Origin of the sequence: Bacteroides oleiciplenus YIT 12058 (assembly GCF_000315485.1) — a bacterium.
Lineage (GTDB): Bacteria > Bacteroidota > Bacteroidia > Bacteroidales > Bacteroidaceae > Bacteroides > Bacteroides oleiciplenus.
On the sequence record NZ_JH992943.1, the window covers coordinates 34,941 to 58,819 of the forward strand.

Here is a 23,879-nt window from a genome sequence, read left to right on the forward strand (position 1 = left end):
TATTGTTCGTTTTTAAAATGTAATAGATTATGAAAGAGAAAAGGAAAAAGAAAAAAGGAATCGCCCGCCTGTTTGAGATTGCAGGCGAGCGGAAAGGGCTGCTTATATTGGCCGGAATTCTGTCGGCAGGAAGCGCTTTGTGCATGTTGGTGCCTTATTGGTCGATATATTGTGTGTTGCAGGAGCTGCTGGAACATGCCGGCAATCTGGCACAGATAGACAGTGAATTGCTGATATACTGGGGATGGTTTGCTTTCTTCGGGTTGATTGGAGGGTTATTGCTGCTTTATGCGGCACTGATGGCCTCGCACGTGGCGGCATTCCGTATCCTTTACGGTTTGCGCATCAAATTGTCGGAACACATCGGACGGCTGTCACTGGGATACCTGAACAACACGTCCACCGGAAGCATCAAAAAGATTATGGAACAGAATGTAGAAAAGATAGAAAACTTCATCGCACATACCATTCCTGATCTGGTAAATGTAGTGGCTACGGTGACCATGATGTTCATCATCTTCTTCTCACTCAATGGCTGGATGGCGGCAGTCTGTTTGTTTTGCATCGCTCTGAGCATAGGGCTGCAATTCGCTAACTTCTTCGGAAAGAAAGCGCAGGAATTCACTAAAATCTATTTCGATACACAGGAACAAATGAGTGCATCGGCCGTGCAATATGTACGCGGCATGCCTGTAGTGAAGATTTTCGGTCAGAGTGTACGATCGTTCCGACGTTTCAATAGCGAAATTGAAGCATACAAGGAGTATGCGCTGAAAGTGTGCGATACTTATGAATCCGGAATGGTGACTTTCACCATATTGCTGAACTCTCTTATCACGTTTATTCTGCCGGTGGGCTTACTCCTGTTGAGCCATGAGCCGCACAATCTGGCACTGGCTGCCATTTACCTGTTTTTTATTATCATGGGCCCCGGCGTGGCATCTCCTATTTATAAACTGATGTTCCTCGGATCGGGTACACGAGAAATTGATGAAGGGGTAGAACGCATCGACCGTATCTTCTCTGAACAACCTGTGCCGAAAGCACAAGTGCTGCAAGTGCCTGCGGACTATGATATAGAATTCCGTAAAGTGAGCTTTGCCTATGAAAACAAGGCAGAGACAACACGTACCGAAGCGTTGCGCAACATCAGCTTCACGGCACGCCAAGGCGAGATTACGGCATTGGTAGGTCCTTCAGGTTCCGGAAAATCCACGGTAGCCAATCTTATTCCCCGCTTCTGGGACGTAACAGAAGGTGAAATACTTATCGGCGGAGTCAATATTAAAAATATATCTACCGAGAAACTGATGGATATTGTTTCCTTTGTGTTTCAGGATAGCTTCCTTTTCTTTGATACGCTGTATGAAAATATCCGGGTAGGCAATTCCACTGCGGGACGCGAGGAAGTGATAGCTGCTGCGAAAGCGGCACAGTGCCACGATTTCATAGAAAGTCTGCCGCAAGGTTACGAAACCCGTATCGGTGATGAGGGAGTTTATCTTTCGGGGGGTGAAGCGCAGCGCGTTTGTGTGGCAAGGGCTATCTTGAAAAACGCCCCTATCCTGGTGCTGGACGAAGCCACTGCTTTTGCCGACCCGGAGAACGAATATAAGATGCAGCAGGCTTTGCAGCATCTGATTCAGAACAAGACCGTCATCATCATTGCCCACCGCCTTTCGTCCATCGTTTCGGCACAACAAATCATTGTTCTGAATGAAGGAGAGCTGATGCAGCACGGGCGGCACGAGGTCTTGAGTAAAACAGAAGGTTTATATAAGAATATGTGGGACGCTTACACCGACGCGTTCCAATGGGAACTAAACAGTAAGAAGGAGGTAAAAGAATGAATGCAATAAAAAATATTACGATAGGACACACTGAACGGCTTCGTAAACCTGTGGGCTACACGATGCTCGCCAACCTGGTGAATATTGTCCCGTTCTGCCTGTCCATCGAAGCAATCAATGTGATATTCCGCGCTTTCGACGGTAGCGGAATGCCATTGGACACGGAACGGCTCTGGACGATCTTTGCTATACTTGTAGCATACATATTTGTCATGGTATTTGCCGAACGGGCTTCGTACCGTGCCAACTTCCGGGGTGCTTACGAAATGAGTGCAGCAGGCCGCGTCAGTCTGGCGGAACATTTGCGGAAACTTTCATTAGGTTTCCTGTCACGTCGTGATCCGGGCGACTTGTCATCTATGCTGATAACAGACTTCACGATGGCGGAAACGGGAATTTCACACCATTTGCCCCAGTTAATGGGAGCACTTGTTATGCCGGTACTCGCCTTCCTCGGATTGCTATGGATAGACTGGCGGATGGCCGTTGCCATGTTCATCGCACTGCCGCTTGCCGTGGGAATTTTGTTTGGCAGCACCTATATACAATACAAACTGAGCGGCAAGCAGATTGCAGCAAAAATCAATGCAGGCAACCGATTGGAAGAATACTTGCAGGGAATACGAGTGATGAAAGCCTACAATCTGCTGGGTGATAAATTTGTCCGTCTGAAAAATGCTTTCGCAGAACTGCGCCGTGCGTGTATCCGGCAGGAGGCGTTGCTAGGTCCGTTCATCCTGTTGTCTGTCACACTGATACGGGCAGGGCTGACACTGATGATTCTTTGCGGTACATACCTGCTTATAGGCGGAGATTTATCCCTGCTCACATTTGTCATGTTCCTCGTCGTCGGTTCCCGTGTCTTCGATCCGTTGACTTCGGCACTGACTAACTTCGCAGAATTCCGCTATTTCTCCATCGCCGGCGGACGTATCCTCAACCTGATGAATGAACCGGAAATGCAGGGAAGCGGGGAAGCGCCCCAAAGCGGTGACATCACTTTCTATCATGTATCGTTCGGCTATCAGAAGAAACAAGTGCTGCATGACGTCTCAGTAACGTTGCGTAAGAATACGCTTACCGCACTGGTAGGTCCTTCGGGCAGTGGGAAAAGTACGATGCTAAAGTTATGTGCCCGTTTCTACGATCCACAGCAGGGACAGGTTTTATTTAATGGAATAGACATGAAGGACCTGGAACCGGAATCGCTGATGAGCCATATCTCGATGGTTTTTCAGGATGTTTATCTGTTTCAGGATACCATTCGTAATAATATCCGCTTTAGTAAGACGGATGCCACAGACGAAGAAATAGAAGCGGCTGCACGCAAGGCATGTTGCCACGACTTCATCATGCGATTGCCAAAAGGGTATGATACACAGGTAGGTGAAGGTGGCTGTACCCTATCAGGCGGAGAGAAACAACGTATCTCCATCGCCCGCGCCATACTGAAAGATGCTCCTGTAGTGCTACTGGATGAAGCAACCGCATCACTCGATCCGGAAAATGAAGTGGAAGTGCAGCGTGCCATCAATACACTGATTGCAGGACGCACAGTTATCGTTATCGCCCATCGGCTGAAGACGATTAAGAATGCCGATAACATCGTGGTACTGGAAGAAGGACGCATTGTAGAGCAGGGCAAGCATCAGGAATTACTTGATAATAATGGTCTGTATGCCCGATTATGGGGGATACAGGAAAAGACTCTGGGCTGGAAATTGTAGTGATTATCTAACGACCTAACACAAAAAGAATGTGCAAATACTCGTCTGGAATATAACCCGGCGACTTTTGCACATCCTTTTTTCAGCTCTTTTAAATAGAGTCTTTTAAAAAGCTTATGATAACTGGAATATCTTCAAATCATCCTCCACATCGCTGATAGTGCCTATCTGGAAAGTATCTACCAGCACCTTCGCTACATTAGGCGACAGGAATGCCGGCAACGTAGGTCCTAAATGAATCTTCTTCACACCCAGGCTTAACAGTGCCAATAAAACAATGACCGCCTTTTGTTCGTACCAGGCAATGTTATATACAATAGGAAGTTCATTAATATCGTTCAGTTCGAACACTTCCTTCAATTTCATTGCGATGACTGCCAAAGAGTAACTGTCGTTACACTGTCCGGCATCCAACACACGCGGAATGCCATTGATGTCACCCAAAGGCAATTTATTGTAACGATACTTGGCACAACCTGCAGTCAGAATAACCGTATCTTTAGGTAATGCTTTGGCAAACTCAGTGTAGTAGTCACGGCTTTTCATACGTCCGTCACACCCTGCCATCACTACAAATTTACGGATAGCGCCACTCTTCACAGCATCCACCACTTTGTCCGCCAGTTGCAATACCTGATTGTGAGCAAAGCCACCGATAATCTCACCATGTTCTATTTCCGTAGGCGGCTGGCATTGCTTGGCTATCTCGATAATTTCAGAGAAGTCTTTTCTGCCTTCGGCATCTGCCTGAATGTATTTACAACCGGGATAACCGGTAGAGTTCGTAGTGAACATACGTTCTTTGTATTCAGCATTTGCTAACGGGGGAACAATACAGTTCGTAGTGAACAGGATAGGGCCATTAAAGGTGGTGAACTCTTCACGTTGTTTCCACCACGCATTTCCATAGTTGCCCACAAAGTGAGAGTATTTTTTGAAAGCGGGATAATAGTGAGCAGGAAGCATTTCGCTATGCGTATATACATCCACACCTGTGCCTTCGGTTTGTTTTAGCAACTCTTCCATGTCTTTCAGGTCGTGTCCGCTTATCAGAATGCCTGGACGTTTTCCTACTCCGATATTTACTTTGGTAATCTCCGGATTACCGTAACGACTGGTGTTCGCCTTATCCAGCAAAGCCATAGTCTTCACACCATATTCTCCGGTTTGTAGCACCATCTTCACCCATTCGTCTGCTGAGAGTGACTTTGCGGCGCTGGCAGCCAAAGCATGTTGCATAAAAGTGTGAATAGAGGCATCATCATAACCTAGGCGCATAGCATGTTCCAGATAAGCAGCCATACCTTTTAATCCATAAGTCATCAACTCTTTCAGAGAGCGTAGGTCTACGTCCGGCTCACGCAACACACCAACCGTTTCCGCCTTAGAAGCATATTCTTCACGACCACCCTGCCATTGCAGTTCGTCAATTGCCGGCAGAGAAATGCCCTTATTCCCTGCTTCTTCCATCAAACGATTGCGCAACTCCATACCCTTATCAACTCTGCAGAGAATACTTTCATCATCGAAATTGGCATTCGTAATAGTGCAGAACAAAGAATCCACAACGAAACGGTTCACCTCAGGAGATACAGCATGTCCGGCATTCCTCAGTTCGTCAGCGATTACTGATACACCACGCACTACAAACATCAGCAAGTCCATTGCTTTTGCCGTATGACTCTCTTTTCCACACACACCTTTCAGGATGCAGCCCGTTCCTTTCATGGTTTCCTGACATTGATAACAAAACATTTTAGCTTCCATCATCTTATTCTTTTTATTTAGTTATAAAATACATTTGCATTATCTTTAAAGAAGATAAGCTGCATCTCAGCACAACTTTTTCATGCGAGCATGAAAGTTCTGCATTCGATTTGCATTATCTTTGTGCAAAGATGGAGTGTTTACTGCAGGTAAATTGTCACCTATGTTACACCCAATCACAAAAAACTTAAAAAGAATGGAACCACATGTATTATTGCAGATGCCATTGTTTCAAGGTATAACAGAGGAAACGCTGTTGCGGTTCATTCTGTCACACCAACATACACTTAAGTCTTATAAACCGGGAGATTTCATTGCCTTGCAAGGAGACATATACCGCTCGCTCTATATCCTGTGCTATGGGACTGTCCGCACACAAATGGTCAGTTCAGAAGGAAAGCAACTGACCATAGAGACCTTGCGGGCTCCCAGACTCCTTGCCCCTGCGTTCATCTTTGCATCCGAAAACCGTTTTCCGGTAAATATCGAAACACTGGAAGCTGCCGAAGTAGTTATACTGAACAAAGATGCATTTCTGGAGTTCATACATCAACATCCGGTAGTTATGCAAAATTTCCTGAAACTGATATCCGACCGTAGTCTCTTCCTCTCCAAGAAATTGAATGAGTTTGCCTTGCAAAGCCTGAAATCACGCTTACTTAACTACATAAAGATGCACGGCACCATCACTTCACAACAAGAGGTAGCACATATACTCGCAGTAGCCCGCCCATCGCTGGCACGTGCCTTATCGGAGTTGACTAACGAAGGTTGCATACTAATAGAGGGTAAGGAGATGAGAATTGACGAGATAAATGCCGGGAAATACCTGTAACTTTAAAAAGTTCTTACTTTCACTTTGCCTTGTATCCGCATATAATTCCTATATTTGCGCAACCAAACATCTAATATAAGCAATGAAGAAAATCGCATTGACCGATGAGTATAAAGAGCAATTATTCCGCATTCCCTTATTCCGGGATTTGCCGCTCAACATCAAGCATTCATTGCTTGACAGATTGGACCTCTCAGTATATGAAGTCAACAAGAAAGATATAATAGTTACTCAGGGAACCCTTTGCAAAAAGCTATACGTATTGCTGGAAGGAAAACTGCGGGTCGATATCATCGATGGATTAGGCAATGAAGTCATGATTGAGTATATCGTAGCTGCACGCGCATTTGCCACTCCTCACTTGTTCAGCTCGGACGGAACACTACCGGCAACTTTTACGGCTATAGAAGACGGCATACTACTCACGGCCAGTAAAGAGTCTATGTTCAAACTCATCAGTGAAGAGCCAAAGATATTACACAATTTTCTATGTATCACCGGTAACTGCAATGTCTGCACGGTAACGCGCCTGAAAACGCTTTCACGGAAAACTGTACGGGAACGCTTTGTGGTCTATCTGTTGGAACACAGGAAAAAGAATACCACGACGGTCAACATTATACATAACCAGGCCACACTTGCTGAATATCTGAACGTAACCCGTCCGGCACTGTCGAAGGAAATCAATAAAATGATAAAGGAAGGAATTATAGAAATGGAAGGAAAAACAGTACGGATTTTGGATGAAGCATTATTAGAAAAGTACGTATAAGAGATGTCTTATACGTACTTTTCTAATATAGTAAACAATAGTTTAGAGAGAAAAATCATTTTTTATCTTACCACCTTACAAACAATACACGGGGATTGATATTGACTGAAACCCATCCCCAATCTTGCCAACTTTTATGATTGCCACCTTTCACTACGTCCATAGTCTCTGTTCCGCGCATGATGGAATATCCGGCAGAGAGCTTCACATCTTTCATCACCGACCAGTTGATTTGGTAATCCATTTCCGAGCCTAATGCTTTCTTCAAGCCCGATAACTTTGCCGCTGTAGAGAAATGATGGTAGTTCAAGTCCATATCCACCTTATCGGAAGCACGGAAACGAACGCCCAGACGCTTGTCAAACAAACCGGGAGCATACCCGGATACAAAGTCGGAAGCATAGAAATAATCCATGGCACCATAGAATTTATGGTGCGTGCCATACAGAGGGTTGAAGGCTTTATATTTATCGCTACCACCGCTGTTGCCACTCAGATAATCGGCGCTTGCCACTATCGTCCAAGTAGGTTCAAGGCTGCTCGATGCGAAAGCATAAGCCACTTGCAGGCTTGCCATAAAAGCAGATACCTTTTCCGCATTCAGATTTTTACCCATCTGGTAGTAGAAAGCACCGTCCACATTCCAGCCGTTATCCTTATAAGTAATATAAGTTCCCATCGTTTGCAGATAACGGGTGTGAGATTCTTTAGTGGCGGCATCACCGGTTTCCATACCCAGATTCATGAACAATAAAGATGCATCGAAAGAAGTATAGCTGGAGAAATAATGATACCAGAACGTCTGCATATTCTTATAGGGCTGCGCGCCGTTTTGCTGATAGTAGGTACCGCCTATTTTAGTCTCATCATTCTGATTGAAGGCGAGAATAAGATGCAGTTGATTGTTGGGGTTGGCATAGCCCAGTTTCAATGCATCATGGTAGCGTCCGGCTATGTTCCAGTCCAGTCCTCCCAAGATGCGTTCATCATCATAAACAAGACTTTGACGTCCCAGTTGGGCAAAGAATCCTTCACCGAAGTTCAGTTTGGCCCATGCCTCGTTCATAATGAAACGGCCGTTCTTGTCAATCTGCGGATCCTGTCCCCATACACCAACGTGCTGTGCAGAAATCTTCATCTGCAAGTCAGAACGCTTGTACTCCATAGAGAGGCGTGCACGGTTGTTGATGAACCCCGCAGGCTCCTCCCCTTCATTGCGGGGAACCAAAGCACCGTTACGATACTCTGCGCGGGGTCTGATTTGGATAGACATTGAAAATTCATTCTCTTTTTCTGTAGTTTGCGTATACGCCATGCTTGGCAAAAGCATGAGAAGCATTGCCCAATAAGTAGTTTTCATAATGATTATCAGTTTAAATTATAAGTATGAATACTCGCTCCCTGTGCGGAAGGCAGGTAGTTGATGCCATACCAGCACATTTGCAGTAAAACAAATGATATCAGAAGTAATATTAAAGCCCTGCGATGCAGCAGCGGTTTGCCGAGCCGGAAATGTATATATATAAGGTAAGAGAACCAAGTGGCAGCCGCCCATGTTTCTTTCGGGTCCCACGACCAGTAATGTCCCCAAGCCTCCTTAGCCCATACAGCACCTGAAAGCATACCCAATGTCATAAATGCCAGACCTACGTAAGTCAGGTTATCGCACAAGTCCATTTCCCTGCTCTCAATCGGTTTCTTCTTGAACCATAGCAGATAAATGGCCATCACCGCAGCCGCTCCCAACATAGCATAAGCAAACATATACACTATGACATGAGGCGTAAACCACGGACTTTGCAAAGCTGGCATCAGGGTTTTGTTGTGTATCTCCGGTTTGAAGATATTGATACAGATAAATACCAATGATAGGATAAAGCTGAAACTAAGTATCCACTTATACCTCCAGCGACTATACGTGATAAGTCCGGCCAACGGAAGGAAGAAAGAATACCACAGGCGGGTCTCTCCCATCGTTCGCATAGGCGGGCGTTCCAGCGAAATCCACATACCCACAATGAAGCAGAAGAAAATGGCAAGTCCTATCAGAGTAAGCCCGCCCGCTATCACCGGTTTTCTCCCTCGCCAGGCGGCAAACGCGCCGAAGCCCCAGAAGTGCAGGGCAGCAATGGCAAACGGTACAAAATAATCCCACGTCATTCAGCGTCCTCCTCTTTTCTTTTTTGTGCGTTAATAAACAAACAGACAGCACCAAGCATCATCATAACGATACCTGTATAAACAGCCGGCAACCACGGATCACGAACCAACTCGAAAACGCTGATGTCGCTCCAGCGTCCTTTCGTGTCATCATAACTCAATTGGTAGATGTTCCATCCCGCCACATTCAGGGGGTGGTTCACTGCAATCGTATCTTCCAGTGTCTTGCCATCTTCCGTATAAACTTTCACTGTCGATGCAAAGCGTTGCGGCTCACGTTCCGGCATAATAAGGCTTGTCAATGAGTCAAGGCGCAATGCCTTATAAGGGAAAATGAAACTGCCGCAACTCACCCAACCTTCTTTCGTAGCTTTCGTCTTCTTGTTCAGAGCTTGCAGATAAACGGCATACGTGGCACCTACGGAATGGAATTCGGTAAATTTCAATGTATCTTCCGTGGCGATGGAAGCCGCCCACGGGATAGTCTGCCGGATAGATACCAACCAATCAGCCAACTGTCCATCCGTCACACCTTCTTCAAGCAACAGATGTTCAGGTGCTTTTTCGGGTAATGTGCGTCCTGTTTCATTGTCAATCAACATCAGTTTTGGAGGATATTCGTCAATTGTGAAATCTTTCAACTCGATGGCCAGCGGAAGTTCTATCAACTTACCGTGTTCATCGGTTGCCCGCCACTCGGCATTGTCTATACGGGTAGTCATCCGCAACCTGTGCATATCAGCGTTGCCTAAAGTTGCCGTAACCAAAGCAATAAACAGCCCGGCATGATTCAACAGAAAAGAAAGCTTCTTCCACTTGAAAGGAAATCCTGCACGGAGTGTAGTCAGCCCCAGCACTATCACCAACCATATATAGAGCAACACGAAAGGCCATGCCGAAAGCATCCGTGAAAATCCCAATACATCCGCCGGATGCCCGGAAGGAGTCTGGCGAATGAGTCCCATCACCACTGTAATGCCCGCTACCCACAGAAGGGAAGACACCGCTGCCGTATAATGGCTCATCCATCCAAAGAAATAAACGCGCTTGCGCAGGCAATGCATAGCTACTATTCCGGCCAGATACACCACCAATACAATGATGTTAACCGGATAGGCAAACAAACTCCAGTGTATCTCGCCTATAGTCACCTGCAATAGCAGGCCCGTCAACAGCAGACCTGCGCCAATCAAGCAGCCTTCTTTATATCCCCACGGTCTGTTCCACATATGCCTCTTTCTTATATCTGAGCCAGACGACCGTTAGCTTTCGCTTTCTCCAACCAGGCGGGTACGGTTGTCTTCAGGAACTTGTCCTTAGCAGCTCTTTCCGCATCCATATCCAGGCCGATATAGTGTTGTGCCTTGTCTTTAGTAGAGATATCCGGCATGGGCACATCGTCCGTATAGCCGTGTTTAGCCAACACTTTCGATACAGCCAGACGGGCTTGCATAGCCTTGTCCAGTCCGTGTGAAAGGATACGCTGAATTTCTTGCGGAGCATGGAAAGCGCCGCCATGAGAAGCCACACCGAAATCCCAACGCCACTGAGCCTGGCGGATAAGGGCGAGCACATCCTTCATCTGATCATCCGTAGCACCCTTGTCCCAGGCAAACTTAGCCTCAATGTGAGCTTTGGCAAGTTCCTGTTCCAGACGGTTACGGATTTCGTTAGCCTTACGCTGACGTTCGTACACATTATTACGCAATGTCGCTTCACTCTCACGATGGCAAGTCTGGCAAGTGCGGTCAATCATCGCCAACGGACTTTGAATGTGATGGTCGCTGAACTTCACGCCCCCCTCACTCTTATAAGGCATGTGGCAATCGGCACAAGAAACGCCTCTCTGCCCGTGAATCCCCATCTGGGCAATTTCATAATCGGGATGCTGTGCTTTTAATATCGGTGCACGACTCAGTTTATGAATATAGTCGTAGAAACCTTCATTATCATAATAAGCCTCCATATCTTCCACTGTGAAGCCCTTATCCCAAGGGAAAGTCAGATACTTGCCATCCCCCTTGAAGTAATATTCCACATGGCACTGCGCACATACCAGCGAACGCATTTCCTGCGGAGTAGCTTTCGTGATGTCCCTTCCCTGACGTGCGAAAGCCTCAATCAAAGCCGGGCGACTGATATGCAGATTCATATTCTCCGGTTCGTGGCAATCGGCACATCCGATAGGATTCACTATTTCAGAACCCATGGCACCCCACTTATTATTATAGAAAGCATCCACACCAACAGCTTCCATCATGCGGGGAACATCCGGGCTCTTGCACGTCCAGCAAGTAGAAGGTTGCGGACCGTCTTCCGCCGTGGCAGGCGCACCCGTACGGAGGCTTGCCGTGATGTCTTCAATCGCGTGCATATGTCCGCGGGGGGTGGAATAATCTTTAGAGAAGGCATATCCCGCCCACAGAATCACCATTTCGGGACGTTGCTCCAACACATCAACGGCGATGTTTCCGTTGAACTCGCTTTGGAAATCAGTCTTTGCCGTCTCCGTCCAGGTCTGGTATTCACGGGGAAAATCATCCTTAAAGACTTCATTACGGGCTTCGATGCCTGTAATGACGGTCTTGCGGTTATTAAACACGCTTGCCAGTTCCGCCCGTCGCTCCGTCAGTGCGGAAACACATAATCCTAATACAAACACGACCACCATCGAACCACCGAACAGCAGCCAGCCTTGCCATGATTTCAATTTCTTTTCCATAAGTATATTGATTTTATTTCATTTTCATTATTTCTTCAGCATCTTTTGTAGCCACTCGGGCACAGGCGACTCGGGATAAGGAACCAACGCATTGGGCGTAGCCGACAATGAATTCTTTCCGCCATGCGGCACATCACGGTGGCAGTCCCAGCAAGCCTTTCCCTCTCCCACCTGAGACATCATGTAGTCTATTTTTCCGGTCTTCACAAATTCCGTGTTCAGTTGCGTATGGCAACGGATACAGTTGTTCATGATTACCTCCGAACTGGCTCCATGAGCCTTGATGACCTGCGGCTCGCTCTTGGTGAGGAAAGCCGCCACGTGCTTCATACCGTCCACCCCTTTGAACGTCCATTTCTTGACGGCATTCTCATGAGGAACATGACAGTCATTACAAGTGGCATCACGACTATGCGAACTATGGAACCAGGTGGCATAATAAGGTGCCATGATGTGGCAGTTCACGCATGCCGACGGATCATCCCCCAGATAGGTATGCGCCCGCAGCAGATACATGAACAAGCCTCCCCCGCCCACAACAATGCCACAGATGACAATCGCGGCCACTTTCCATTTGTACGAAGGTAAAAACCTGTTTATAAATGACAATTTCTTCATAGGAAATAGTATTTTTCACAAAAGTAGCGGGTTTATTTTTTAAAAAGTGTAATAATGATTACATCTTTTGCATAGTTTTGCGCTATCTTTACATAGTTTCGTTGAGTAATTATCCACCCTCATCCGTATATTCTTTAAACACCTAATGTTATTGATAGAATATGAAAGCACTTAGTTTATTGATATGCCTTCTTTTTTCAGGAATATTACAGGCCCAGGAGGTAAAAATCGCCTTCCAGCAGCAGTTGCCGGACAGCCATCCGCGTTACCTGACAGACAGCGACGGTAAGAGTGAAACCCTGAATCTGATAGAAAAAGAAGATTGGGCAAAAGACGTATTTGAGAAATTGAAAAGGCGAACCGATCTTTATGCTAACCTAACAGACGCCCAACCGGACTGGTTACTTTCGCGCCTTGCCATGTATTGGAAGTCTCATGCTACGGATGTATATATAAAAGGTGAAACCTTCGACCATGCCGGAGGTGAAAAAGCACCGGCACCCACCGTTCGCTACACCGGTACGCGCGGCACATTTGCCACCCACGGACGTCCCCGTCTGGAAGATGTAGTGCCATACGATGACGATGCGGAAGGAAATGTGACCTTCTGTAACAATGCCTTGCCCGGCCGCCCTATGGAGAGTGTACATCCTTCTAAAACCGGACGCAACATTGAGAGCCTGAACCGTGAAATCATGGGTATAGCCCGTGATGCAGCCTTCCTCTACTGGCTTACCGGAGAAGAAAGATATGCAAAACTCGCCGCCGGAGTATTCGACACCTATATGACTGGTATCTATTACCGGAATGTTCCCATCGACCTCAACCACGGCCATCAGCAAACGCTGGTAGGAATGAGTTCTTTCGAGGTTATTCATGAAGATATTCTTTATGATATCGTTCCCCTTTACGATTTCCTGTATGATTACCTGAATGCCCGGCATACCGACAAGATGGATATATACGCAGGAGCTTTCAAGAAATGGGCGGATAATATCATTGCAAACGGTGTTCCTCACAACAACTGGAACCTGATGCAGGCTCGCTATGTCATGAATATCGGTATGATACTGGAAAACAATAAGCAATATGCCGATGGTAAAGGACGCGAATATTACATTGATTATGTACTCAATCGCTCCAGTATCCGCCAATGGAGTCTGACAAAATTAGCTGATTATGGCTTCGATCCGCAGACAGGTATCTGGGCCGAATGTCCCGGATACAGCAATGTAGTACTGAATGACTACACCAGTTTTGCTACCCTCTTCGACCGGAATCTGAATTATAACCTGGTGGAAGCAATGCCGGTTCTCTCTAAAGCAGTAGCCGCTACTCCGCAATATTTATTCCCCAACCGGATGATCTGTGGTTTTGGCGATACCCACCCGGGATATCTGAACACCAACCCTATATCCCGCATGATACGAAATGCACAGCACAATGGAAAGAAAGAGCAGGAAGAATATTTCACTGCCATGCTGAAATGCTTCCATCCCGATGCGGGAAAAAACAAAGACAATAAAAAAAGTGTCCCCGTCTCTATCAGTTCTTTCTTTGATGAAAAGCCATTGGAACTGAATCCTAATATCGAAGCCGGAAAAATAGAACAATATGTCTCTCCCCTCTTTTATGCACCGAACGTTTCCTGGCTGGTACAACGAAACGGAATGAATCCCCGTCACAGCCTTATGATATCCCTGAATGCCAGTGAAGGAAACCACATGCATGCCAATGGCATATCCATGGAGCTTTACGGTAAGGGATATGTCCTGGCTCCTGATGCCGGAATTGGCCTCTATTTATACAGTGGGCTGGATTATCTGGAATATTACTCTCAATTTCCCAGCCATAACACGGTATGCGTAGACGGCATTTCCAGTTATCCGGTTATGAAAAGTAATCACTCCTTCAATCTTAAATCCAGTTTTCCTGTTTCTTCCGAACCGGGAAAAGCTTTCACTGCTGTAACCTATAGCGACGTTTCTTTCCGTGAACCGGAAAGCCGTGCCGACCAGACCCGTATGATGAGCATTGTCACTACCGGTCCGGAAACCGGTTATTATGTAGATATCTTCCGTAGCCGGAAAGAACGCGGCGGTGATAAAATGCATGATTATTTCTACCATAATCTGGGGCAAACCCTAACACTGACAGGCACAGACGGTGCAGACCTGAATCTGCAACCCACCGAAGAACTGGCCTTTGCAGGTGCCCACCTTTATGCTTATTCTTATATCTATGATAAAAAGTCGGCTACTACTGACAAAGATATAAAAGCTACATTTACCATTGCCATGCCCGACAAGGACGATATTTCAATGAACTTATGGATGAAAGGAGAAACAGACCGGGAAATTTTCACCGCCCTGTCTCCCATGACGGAAGGGCTGAGCCGTACTCCGGGTATGCCTTATAACATAAAAGAACAACCCACACTGACCTTCGTAGCCCGCCAGCAGGGAGAAGCCTGGAACCGCCCGTTCGTAGCCATCTACGAACCTTCGTCGCAGAAAGAACCCGGCTGCATTTCCGAAGTCAGTTTCCCAGAAGTAAAAAGCAAAACGACCGGCAGTACCGTCAGCGTATGCGTCAGACAAAAGGACGGACGCACCGACTATATCCTTTCTTCCGACCGCCCGGAAGAAAAATGTACCAGCGGAAACATGAGTGCACAAGCCACTTATGCATTATGGGGAAACAAACAAGGAAATGACTGCATATTATTCCTAGGTAATGGCACCTTATTGAGTACCCCTAACATAACCATCAAGACGGCAACTCCTGCCAATATATTGTTGGAATATAAAGATAGAATCTGGCATTATACAGCATCAGCCAACTGTACCATCATCCTAAACAAGAAAGCATATAAACTGAAAGCATCTTCGGAAGCGATAGAGTTGAAATAAACAATGATTTTTTAGTTGTTTTGTTGAGATTAATCAACGCCAAAGGTTGATTTACAACTAGTTGGTTATCAATAGTATAAAATGAGATATAATAAGGCATCGACTGAATAGGGATAAAGTAACGACTGTTTCTCAAGGCAATCCCTCTTGTAAACAACTTTACACAATCCCTAAATCAGTCATAAAATCATCATTTATGTCAACCTGAATGCTTTTTATTCTTTTTTGCGTATATTTGCTGTGCTGAAGCAAATGCATAAAAACGAAATGTATTATACAGTGAAGAACATATCAAGATATATCATCCTATTATTATTCTTATTTAGCTTTTTTCCAAGCTATTGCCACACCTATGTCTTCCGGGGACTATCCGTGACCGAAGGACTTTCCGACCTCGTGGTGAATGCCTTATACAAAGACTCTATTGGTTACGTCTGGATAGGTACCGGTAATTCATTGGAACGCTATGACGGCACACGCCTGAAACATTTTCTAATTTCCGGTGCCAACGAAAAGATAAAGCGCGTCAATGCCATTGCCGAAATGGAAGGAAACCAAATATGGATGGGCAACGGCATGGGGCTCTGGCGAGTAAATACCGAAAAAAACATTCTTGAACCCATCGCCACCGAAACACTACACTATGGCGTCCGCACCCTCCTACCCGATGGAAAAGGCACCTTATATATAGGCAGTGAAGCCGGGCTGTTTATCTACAAAAAAGGAAACCTGGAACAAATCCTGATAGACTCCAATATACTCTCCTCCTCCAATATCATCACTGGACTAAGCCTCGATGAAAATGATATTCTTTGGATGGCTACCAATAATGGGCTCTATTCCTTGACACTGACTGATAAGAAAATCACTCCTTATCATAATATAGTAGAAGACAAGCACGTCTGTTCCTACAATAATGTCGCCCGTATCGGCAATAGGCTCTATCTCGGCACAATGGGACAGGGCATTATCAGCTTCGATACGCAGACACACCGATTCAGTCACTCCGTTGATGTAGGGTGCAACGTGATCTCTTCCCTGTCCAGCGACGGAAAGGACATTCTATATGTAGGTACCGATGGAAATGGTGTCCATTTTGTCTCTACCCGGCAAATGAAAACCATACGCTCCTTCCGCCACGAACCGGGGCAGGACGAAAGCATCCGCTCCAACTCCGTATACTCACTGCTGGTAGACCGTGACGGACTTATATGGATAGGTTTCTATCAACTGGGACTGGACTACAGCCTGTATCAAAGCGGCCTCTTCTCCACATACAGCTATCCGCCCTATTTTGATTCCAAAGATATGCCCGTGCGCAGCATCGCCATAACCGAACATGAAAAACTGATTGGTTCTCGTGACGGTCTGTTCTATATTAACGAAAAGGAGCACCGTTTCAAGAATTTTAAATCACCCGAACTACGTTCCAGCATGATTTTCTGCATCTACAAATTCCAGGATAAGTATTACATCGGGACTTATGGCGGTGGCATGTACATCTTCGACCCCGCTGATCTATCTATCCATGACTTCGAACCCGACGAACCGCAACCCTTCATGCGGGGACAGATATTCTGCATAAAATCCGATTATAAAAACCAACTATGGATAGGTACTTCCATGGGGCTTTATTGCTACAAGGACGGAGAAAAAATAAAGCACTACACCAGTGCCAACTCTAAACTGCCGGAGGGAAACGTCTACGAAATCTATTTCGACTCCACTCAGAAAGGATGGATTTGTACGGAGAACGGCATGTGCATCTGGGACCCGTCTTCGGAAAGTCTGAAGACCGACATTTTCCCGGAGAATTTTATCCATAAAGAAAAGATCAGAGTCGTATATGAAGACTCCTCCCATAACCTTTATTTCCTGCCGGACAAAGGAAGTTTATGCATATCCGACCTTTCTATGAGCCGTTTCAAGAGACTACAACCCGACACTCAACTGGAAGGAAAAGACGGTATGTTCATACTGGAAGATGACGAGAACTGGCTCTGGATAGGAACCAACAATGGACTCTACCGCTATGACAAGAAGGAAACTTTCATTCCATATAATTTTATAGACGGCATTCCCAGTTCCATCTTTACGCTATGCCCTCCCATGCAAGACAAGCAAGGCAATATCTGGATGGGCAACTCCAAAGGCCTCATCTACATGAATTTCAAACAGAATAATCTGATGAAGAGTTATAACTATCCGTTGACTATTACAGATATCTACGTCAACGGAAAAAAGCCCATTCATCCGGTCATTGAAAGTAAGGAAGTTTCCGAAATACAACTTGAATCATCTCAAAATAACCTGACCTTCCACTTCTCCGGATTCACCTATACCGACCCCGCCTATATGACTTACGAGTACAAGCTGGAAGGTGAAGACGAAGACTGGCAGATATTGACCGGAACGTCAGAGATTACTTACTACGACTTATCTTCCGGAACGTATCTCTTCAAAGTACGCTACATCGGAAATCCTGAATCAGTGGTATGCACAGCTGTCCATATCGCATACCCTATAGAGACATGGAGCATCATTGCTGTTTCCATTGCATTAGTCTTTATCGGTTACGTTTACTATCAACGGAAGAGGAAAGTGAAACAAGCCCAAGCAGCTCCGGCAATCCAGCTTCCGGAAGAAGAGCCGAAAACTGTAAAACCAGAAAAAGCAGCAGAAGAAAAGTACAAAACCAATAAAATAAGTGCTGAAGAATGCCAGCACCTGACGGAAAAGTTGGAAGCATTGATGCTCCGCGACAAGCCATACACCAACCCGGACCTGAAAATTGCCGACCTGGCAACCATGCTCGGCAGGTCAGCCCATACACTGTCCTACCTGTTCAATCAATATCTTAACCGGAACTATTACGACTATATCAACGATTATCGTATTGAGGAATTCAAACGCCTCATCAATCAAGACGAATCTTCCAAATACACATTAGGTGCGCTTGCCGAACTATGTGGTTTCAGTTCACGTGCCTCTTTCTTCCGTTACTTCAAGAAAGCTACCGGCATCACTCCCAATGAGTACATCCGAAGTATCGGAAAAAACAACGAATAATCCATCTGATAGAGTACATCGAACGTTTTTCGGCGGTTATCTTTCAGTATACTGAAAGGTGGCCGCCCTTTTCATTGTTGCAAACAGGTATATACAACCATGTTTTCTCTCCCAGAGTCTCAAATTATTAGTTGATACTACGAGTCTCAAATTCTTAAATAGATATATTTCAGCAAATTAGCTTATTTATAGTCCAAGTTAATGAGATGAGATTTGTTAAGCACTATAAAAAATTGTTTTCCTCTTTTTAGCTTTTATATTTGCAATCGTAAAGCTGATGTAAAACCATTAACCAAGTCTGAAACATGAAAGACATAACCATGACCTCCACTCAAATAGTAACAGACTCCTATACGAGTTATCGTCGTTCTGTCTATCTTTATATCTATTATAAGATAAACAGTAAAGAGGAAGCTGAAGATTTAGTCCAAGATGTATTCTTGCGCTTAATGGATTATAAGAAAATGCTTCGCCCGGACACTGTGAAGTTTTTCATTCATACCATCGCCCGCAATCTGGTAACAGACTACTTGCGCCGTCACTATAAAAGACAAGAAATAACCTCTTATATGTATGACCACGCAGTAATCTATACTAATGAAGCTGAAAGTCAGATTATTGCAAACGATCTATTGAGTTTAGAGAAACATAAACTACAAATGCTTTCCGATCAACGGAGAAAAGTTTATGTTATGAATCGTTTTCAGGAACAGTCTGTTTCAGAGATTTCCATGAAATTGAATCTCTCCCAGCGTACAGTTGAAAACCATCTGTTTGTCAGCCGTAAGCTGGTACGTGATTTCATTAAACAGTGCATCTAATTAGATTAAAAATAATAGTGTTAATTTTAAATTTATAGTTATGAAGAAAGATTTGCTAAAGTTCCCGTTGAAGAGAGCCTTTTTCTCTGCGGTGATTTTGTGTTCTCTGTCTGTCTTTTTCGGTTCTTGCAATGACGATGGAGAAGGAAGAATAAAACTCAATGACAAGGCACCGGCCAAAGTAACAAATGTAAGTACGGAATCCGGTCCCGGAGAAATATATCTCACCTGGACCAATCCTACCAGTGAAAGTTTCATGTATACTAAAATTGAGTACACAAATACAAAGGGAGTAAAAAAGTATAAACTCATTTCAAAAGAAAAAGCGAATGATAGTGGGGTTGCACAAGCCACTATCAGTGGTTTTGGTAATACCAATGCTGTTTCTTTCTCGCTATTTGCTTGTTCTGTAAGAGGTAACAATGAAGGAGCTGTCGAAGTATCCGCATCACCGGAAACACCGGCATTTGTAGACGTAGCTAAAACCATTACACTAACTCCCGACCTTGGAGGAATATATGTAAACTGGAAAAACACCTATAACACTCCGGTTTACATTGCCCTCAATTACTATGCAGCAAGTGATTCTAAGAAAGCCGGCACATTCAAATTCCAAGTGAATGGAAATTCAGAAAGCAAGCAGTTTGTCCAACTCTCATATGGTAAAGATGAGTTTTTATCAGGCGAAGAGTGCATCGTAAATGTAACTACCGAAGATACGGACGAAAATACATCTGAATCTATCGAATTCAAAATTACTCCTACTGCTGTAGTGAAAATATCCAAAGCTAACTGGTCATTCCCGGGTTATAACGACGGTTCCAATGCCGGTACTATCGGTTACAGTTCACAAGAGTCAATCGGAGAAGGCGGTGGCAAATCACCGGCAGGACGTGTTATTGCCATGCTCGATGATGATTTAGCTACCTATTGGCACGCTTCCTGGAAACAAGCCAGCAGTTATCCGCACTGGTTCATTGTTGATATGGGTAAGGATATCACCATCAGCAGCATTGAACTGATACGGCGTCAAGGCGATGCCAGAGGTCAGAAAGGACAGTTCTTCTACACATGTTCTGACAAAAATGCAGTAAACAAAGAAAATCCTGATAGCTGGACATGGACTGATCATGGTGCCTTTACTTTTGATCCGGGCATTGATGCTCCGCAGGTATACCGTATAAACTCCAACCCGGTTGCCAGATACATCAAAGTGTATTTCGGAACAGAACATAAAGGCACAGGTGCGCAGGCAATGGTTTCCGAAATCAATGTCTATGGTGCCGAATAATAAATCTAATACTAAAAACGTAAATATGTTTATATCATGAGAAAGAAATTTATATTTGCGGCTACTTTATGCTTGGCAATGTTATCTCCCGCACATAACGTCAGCGCAGCAGTACAAGAGTCGCAGGAAATACAACAAGATGGACAAACCATACGCGGTAAAGTGATAGATAATACCGGAGAGTCCGTTATTGGTGCAAATGTCAGTATAAAAGGGACAACTAATGGGGTCATCACCGATATTGATGGAAATTTCGTTTTAAATAATGCCAAAGGTACATTAGTCATTTCCTTTGTAGGTTACAAAACTCAGGAAATTCCAGTTGCCGGAAAAACTGTAATTAATGTCACATTGCAGGAAGATTCAGAATTATTGGATGAGGTAGTAATCACCGGCTATGGTGCACAAAAGAAAGCATCCTTGACCTCCGCTATCAGCCAGATTAAAGGTGATGAAGCTTTTGCCAACAAAGGTATTGCCAATGCTACGGTAGCTTTGCAAGGTGAAATTCCGGGACTAACCATTACCCGTAGTTCTTCTCGTCCGGGTAGTGAAGGTGCTGCCATGAAAATTCGTGGCGACATCTCCATCAACGGTAACTCTTCACCATTGATTATTATTGATGGTATGTCCGGTTCAATGGATGAATTGAACTCAATGGATGCAAGTGACATCGAAAACATTTCTGTATTAAAGGATGCTTCTGCCGCCATTTATGGTGCCCGTTCTGCTTCGGGCGTTGTATTGGTAACTACCAAACGGGGAAAGAAAGGTAAAGCCCAAATTTCTTATAATGGTTCTGTCAGCAGAACAATCAATGGTATTCAAATGCCTCTGGCTAATAATAGTGAGTGGTTGGGAATGTTCTATGATGCACAATACTATGATGCAGTTGCCAATAATCCAAGCTTGACCACCCCGGAAGAAATTCATAAGAACATCAACTGGTGGATTTTCAACTCTTTTGGTGGTCCTACTTTGGATAAAACAGATATCGACCCGGCAACAGGTCAGCCAACCATTTATAAAGGAGAGAAGTTATTCAATGCCCTTAGAAACGGAAGTATCCTCACACTTCAAAATGGTGACAAAGTAGAACGTTGGGACCCCAATGTATATATGCAGGATTACCTGTACGGTCAGGCCACTTCACAAAAGCACTCGGTAAGTATTGCAGGAGCTGATGACAGATTCAGCTATCGCGCTTCTTTGAGCTACTCTGAAAACAACTCACAGTTGAAAGTAGCAGAGGATGGAGACCAAAAGTACGGTGCACGTCTGAATGTAGATTATAATGCTACTGACTTCCTAAGATTTGAAACAAGCATGTCTTATGATAAACGTGATATTACCACCCCGACTACTGACGTAGGAGCAGGATGGTTCGACCCCTGGTTCTGGGCTATCTATAATCAGAATGGAGATGCGTATGATACATTTAATGGCAGCCGCAACCCGATAGGCGGACTTATTCAAGGCGGACAGAAGAAAAACTCACTGACCACTTTCCGCGGTAACATGAAAGCTACATACGACTTCTCAAAATGGGTGAAAGGCTTTTCTCTCTCAGCTTCCGGCAATTATAAACTGGTGCAAAGAAGCATTCAGGAAACTAAGAAACCGGTATATTATTATGACTGGGTAGGCACTCCTACCGGTAACAAACAAGGTCCCGGCTCATTGGATGAAAATATCGAAAAATGGGAAAATGTTACTTTGGGAGCTTTCGCCAACTATGAACGCACTTTTGCCAATGTCCATGCCGTATCTGCTATGGTTGGTATGACTGCAGAGCAAGAAACATCTAAAAAAATAGGTGGAACACGCAAAATGGGAGCCCTTTATCCGGATTCCGACCTCACAGACCTTGAAGTGTGGATTAGTGGCACCAATAATGCAGCTTACGGTGGCCAAAGTTCTTGGGGATTCGTTTCTTACTTAGGTCGCGCGAACTATAGTTACGATAATAAATACTCTATCGAAGTATTAGGACGCCGTGACGGTTCTTCTAAATTATCCAAGCAACAACGTTGGAAAAACTTCTATTCAGCTTCTGGATTCTGGAGAATCTCACAAGAGAACTTCCTCAAAGACTTTTCCTGGTTGAGCGATTTGAAAGTTCGCTATAATTATGGTAAGACCGGTAGTGTAGAAGGAATCAGCAACTACGAACGCTATTCGGCAATCAAGACCGGAGGCACTCTTTTCGGAGAAGATCCATCCAGCCACACTTCACTATGGATTGATGGCATGAGATCTGATCAACGCACTTGGGAAACAATCGACAGCCATAACTTCGGATTGGATTTTGCTTTCCTGAATAATCGTTTGAGAGGTTCGTTCGACTACTTTGTCAAAACTAATAACGGTATGTTCATCGGCGTAGATTATCCTTCTGTACTGGGTGCCGGTGCTCCGAAAACCAACAACGGTAAGCTCCGTGCCAAAGGTTGGGAACTTGCTCTTAACTGGAACGATCAGGTGGGACAAGTCAGATATAACATAGGCGCTTCGCTTTCGGATGTCTGGTCTAAGGTGCTCGAATTGACAAATAATGAAAATGTACCCAATCCGGGTAAGAATACAAGCCGACTGATTAACAAACCTATCAATGCTATTTATGTCTATCAGACAGACGGTATTTTCCAAACTCAGGAAGAAGTGGATGCTTTCTATGAAATGTACTATTATACAGCAAGCGGAGGAGTAAAACCGAACAATATTCTTCCTGCTCCGGGAGAAACCGGACTCAACCGTCTCCGCCCGGGTGCCCGTAAACTCGTTGACCTCAATGGCGATGGCGCCATTACTACCGAAGATCTCTATTATGCCGGAGATGCAGCCCCCCGTTTGGCATTCAGCATCAAGGCAGGATTGGAGTGGAAAGGCATAGATTTCTCTGCTTTCTTCCAGGGAATAGGTAAGCAAGTCACTTTGAGAACCGGAAATATATATGCACCGTTCATAACGAACTACACCATGCAAAACAATACATTCATAGGCAAAACCTGGACTCCGGAGAATCCGGATGCGCAGTACACCATCCTTTCTCGTGATAATGGTTTCAACAGATTCAATTATGAGAATAAAGATATCAGTGTACAAAACAACAGATACATCCGCCTGAAATCATTGGTAGTAGGTTATTCACTTCCGAAGCAATGGATTGCCAAAGCCGGCCTCAGTAAACTCAGGTTCTATTTCTCAGGCGATGATTTGTGGGAATGGACTAAAATCAAAGACGGTTACGACCCTGAGCAGGGAGAAGGTAGCAATAATACATTCCCATTCAGCCGTCTGATAACATTTGGTGTGGATCTTACATTCTAACATAA

15 protein-coding genes are annotated in these 23,879 nt (G+C 44.9%); 9 read left to right on the forward strand and 6 right to left on the reverse strand.

The window, feature by feature from the left end:
• The first annotated feature begins 29 nt into the window (after positions 1-29).
• Both HMPREF9447_RS16725 and HMPREF9447_RS16730 read left to right on the forward strand, forming a co-directional pair.
• Positions 30-1,850 (forward strand): ABC transporter ATP-binding protein, encoded by a 1,821-nt coding sequence (locus HMPREF9447_RS16725; RefSeq protein ID WP_009130935.1) that lies wholly within the window; start codon positions 30-32, stop codon positions 1,848-1,850.
• Positions 1,847-3,577 (forward strand): ABC transporter ATP-binding protein, encoded by a 1,731-nt coding sequence (locus tag HMPREF9447_RS16730; protein WP_009130936.1) that lies wholly within the window; start codon positions 1,847-1,849, stop codon positions 3,575-3,577. The genes HMPREF9447_RS16725 and HMPREF9447_RS16730 overlap by 4 nt, the downstream gene beginning before the upstream one ends.
• Before the next feature lie 114 nt (positions 3,578-3,691).
• Here HMPREF9447_RS16730 and hcp read toward each other — a convergent pair whose 3' ends face one another.
• A complete protein-coding gene (gene hcp, locus HMPREF9447_RS16735) occupies positions 3,692-5,344 on the reverse strand; it encodes a hydroxylamine reductase (RefSeq protein WP_187389044.1) in 1,653 nt (550 codons plus the stop codon).
• 196 nt (positions 5,345-5,540) lie between these two features.
• Between hcp and HMPREF9447_RS16740 the strand changes: the two genes are divergently transcribed.
• Positions 5,541-6,179, forward strand: a complete 639-nt coding sequence (locus tag HMPREF9447_RS16740; RefSeq protein WP_009130938.1) for a Crp/Fnr family transcriptional regulator — start codon at positions 5,541-5,543, stop codon at positions 6,177-6,179.
• An 82-nt stretch (positions 6,180-6,261) separates the two neighbouring features.
• Entirely contained in the window at positions 6,262-6,951 is a 690-nt protein-coding gene (locus HMPREF9447_RS16745; protein ID WP_009130939.1) for a Crp/Fnr family transcriptional regulator, read from the forward strand.
• A 67-nt stretch (positions 6,952-7,018) separates the two neighbouring features.
• Here HMPREF9447_RS16745 and HMPREF9447_RS16750 read toward each other — a convergent pair whose 3' ends face one another.
• Genes HMPREF9447_RS16750 through nrfH form a run of 5 tightly spaced genes read right to left on the reverse strand, consistent with a single transcriptional unit; the run spans position 7,019 to position 12,451 of the window.
• A complete protein-coding gene (locus HMPREF9447_RS16750) occupies positions 7,019-8,311 on the reverse strand; it encodes an alginate export family protein (RefSeq protein ID WP_009130940.1) in 1,293 nt (430 codons plus the stop codon).
• A gap of 8 nt (positions 8,312-8,319) precedes the next feature.
• Positions 8,320-9,111: a cytochrome c biogenesis protein CcsA gene (ccsA, locus tag HMPREF9447_RS16755; RefSeq protein WP_009130941.1), complete on the reverse strand. Its 792-nt coding sequence runs from the start codon at positions 9,109-9,111 to the stop codon at positions 8,320-8,322.
• Positions 9,108-10,340: a cytochrome c biogenesis protein ResB gene (locus tag HMPREF9447_RS16760; protein ID WP_009130942.1), complete on the reverse strand. Its 1,233-nt coding sequence runs from the start codon at positions 10,338-10,340 to the stop codon at positions 9,108-9,110. Before HMPREF9447_RS16760 ends, ccsA begins: the two co-directional genes overlap by 4 nt.
• A gap of 11 nt (positions 10,341-10,351) precedes the next feature.
• Entirely contained in the window at positions 10,352-11,833 is a 1,482-nt protein-coding gene (nrfA, locus tag HMPREF9447_RS16765; RefSeq protein WP_009130943.1) for an ammonia-forming cytochrome c nitrite reductase, read from the reverse strand.
• A gap of 27 nt (positions 11,834-11,860) precedes the next feature.
• Positions 11,861-12,451: a cytochrome c nitrite reductase small subunit gene (gene nrfH / locus HMPREF9447_RS16770; RefSeq protein WP_009130944.1), complete on the reverse strand. Its 591-nt coding sequence runs from the start codon at positions 12,449-12,451 to the stop codon at positions 11,861-11,863.
• Positions 12,452-12,612: 161 nt separating this feature from the next.
• On the opposite strand from nrfH, the gene HMPREF9447_RS16775 reads away from it, so the two are divergent.
• The 5 genes from HMPREF9447_RS16775 (at position 12,613) to HMPREF9447_RS16795 (ending at position 23,874) form a co-directional block, all read left to right on the forward strand.
• Positions 12,613-15,363 carry a heparinase II/III domain-containing protein gene (locus HMPREF9447_RS16775; protein WP_009130945.1) on the forward strand — a complete coding sequence of 917 codons (2,751 nt, stop codon included), beginning with the start codon at positions 12,613-12,615 and terminating at the stop codon, positions 15,361-15,363.
• A gap of 267 nt (positions 15,364-15,630) precedes the next feature.
• Positions 15,631-18,432: a two-component regulator propeller domain-containing protein gene (locus HMPREF9447_RS16780; RefSeq protein ID WP_009130947.1), complete on the forward strand. Its 2,802-nt coding sequence runs from the start codon at positions 15,631-15,633 to the stop codon at positions 18,430-18,432.
• Positions 18,433-18,737: 305 nt separating this feature from the next.
• Positions 18,738-19,253 (forward strand): sigma-70 family RNA polymerase sigma factor, encoded by a 516-nt coding sequence (locus tag HMPREF9447_RS16785; RefSeq protein WP_009130948.1) that lies wholly within the window; start codon positions 18,738-18,740, stop codon positions 19,251-19,253.
• 40 nt (positions 19,254-19,293) lie between these two features.
• Positions 19,294-20,544, forward strand: coding sequence for a DUF4959 domain-containing protein (locus tag HMPREF9447_RS16790; protein ID WP_009130949.1), 1,251 nt, complete (start codon positions 19,294-19,296; stop codon positions 20,542-20,544).
• Positions 20,545-20,622: 78 nt separating this feature from the next.
• Positions 20,623-23,874 carry a SusC/RagA family TonB-linked outer membrane protein gene (locus HMPREF9447_RS16795; RefSeq protein ID WP_394330302.1) on the forward strand — a complete coding sequence of 1,084 codons (3,252 nt, stop codon included), beginning with the start codon at positions 20,623-20,625 and terminating at the stop codon, positions 23,872-23,874.
• Positions 23,875-23,879: the final 5 nt, after the last annotated feature.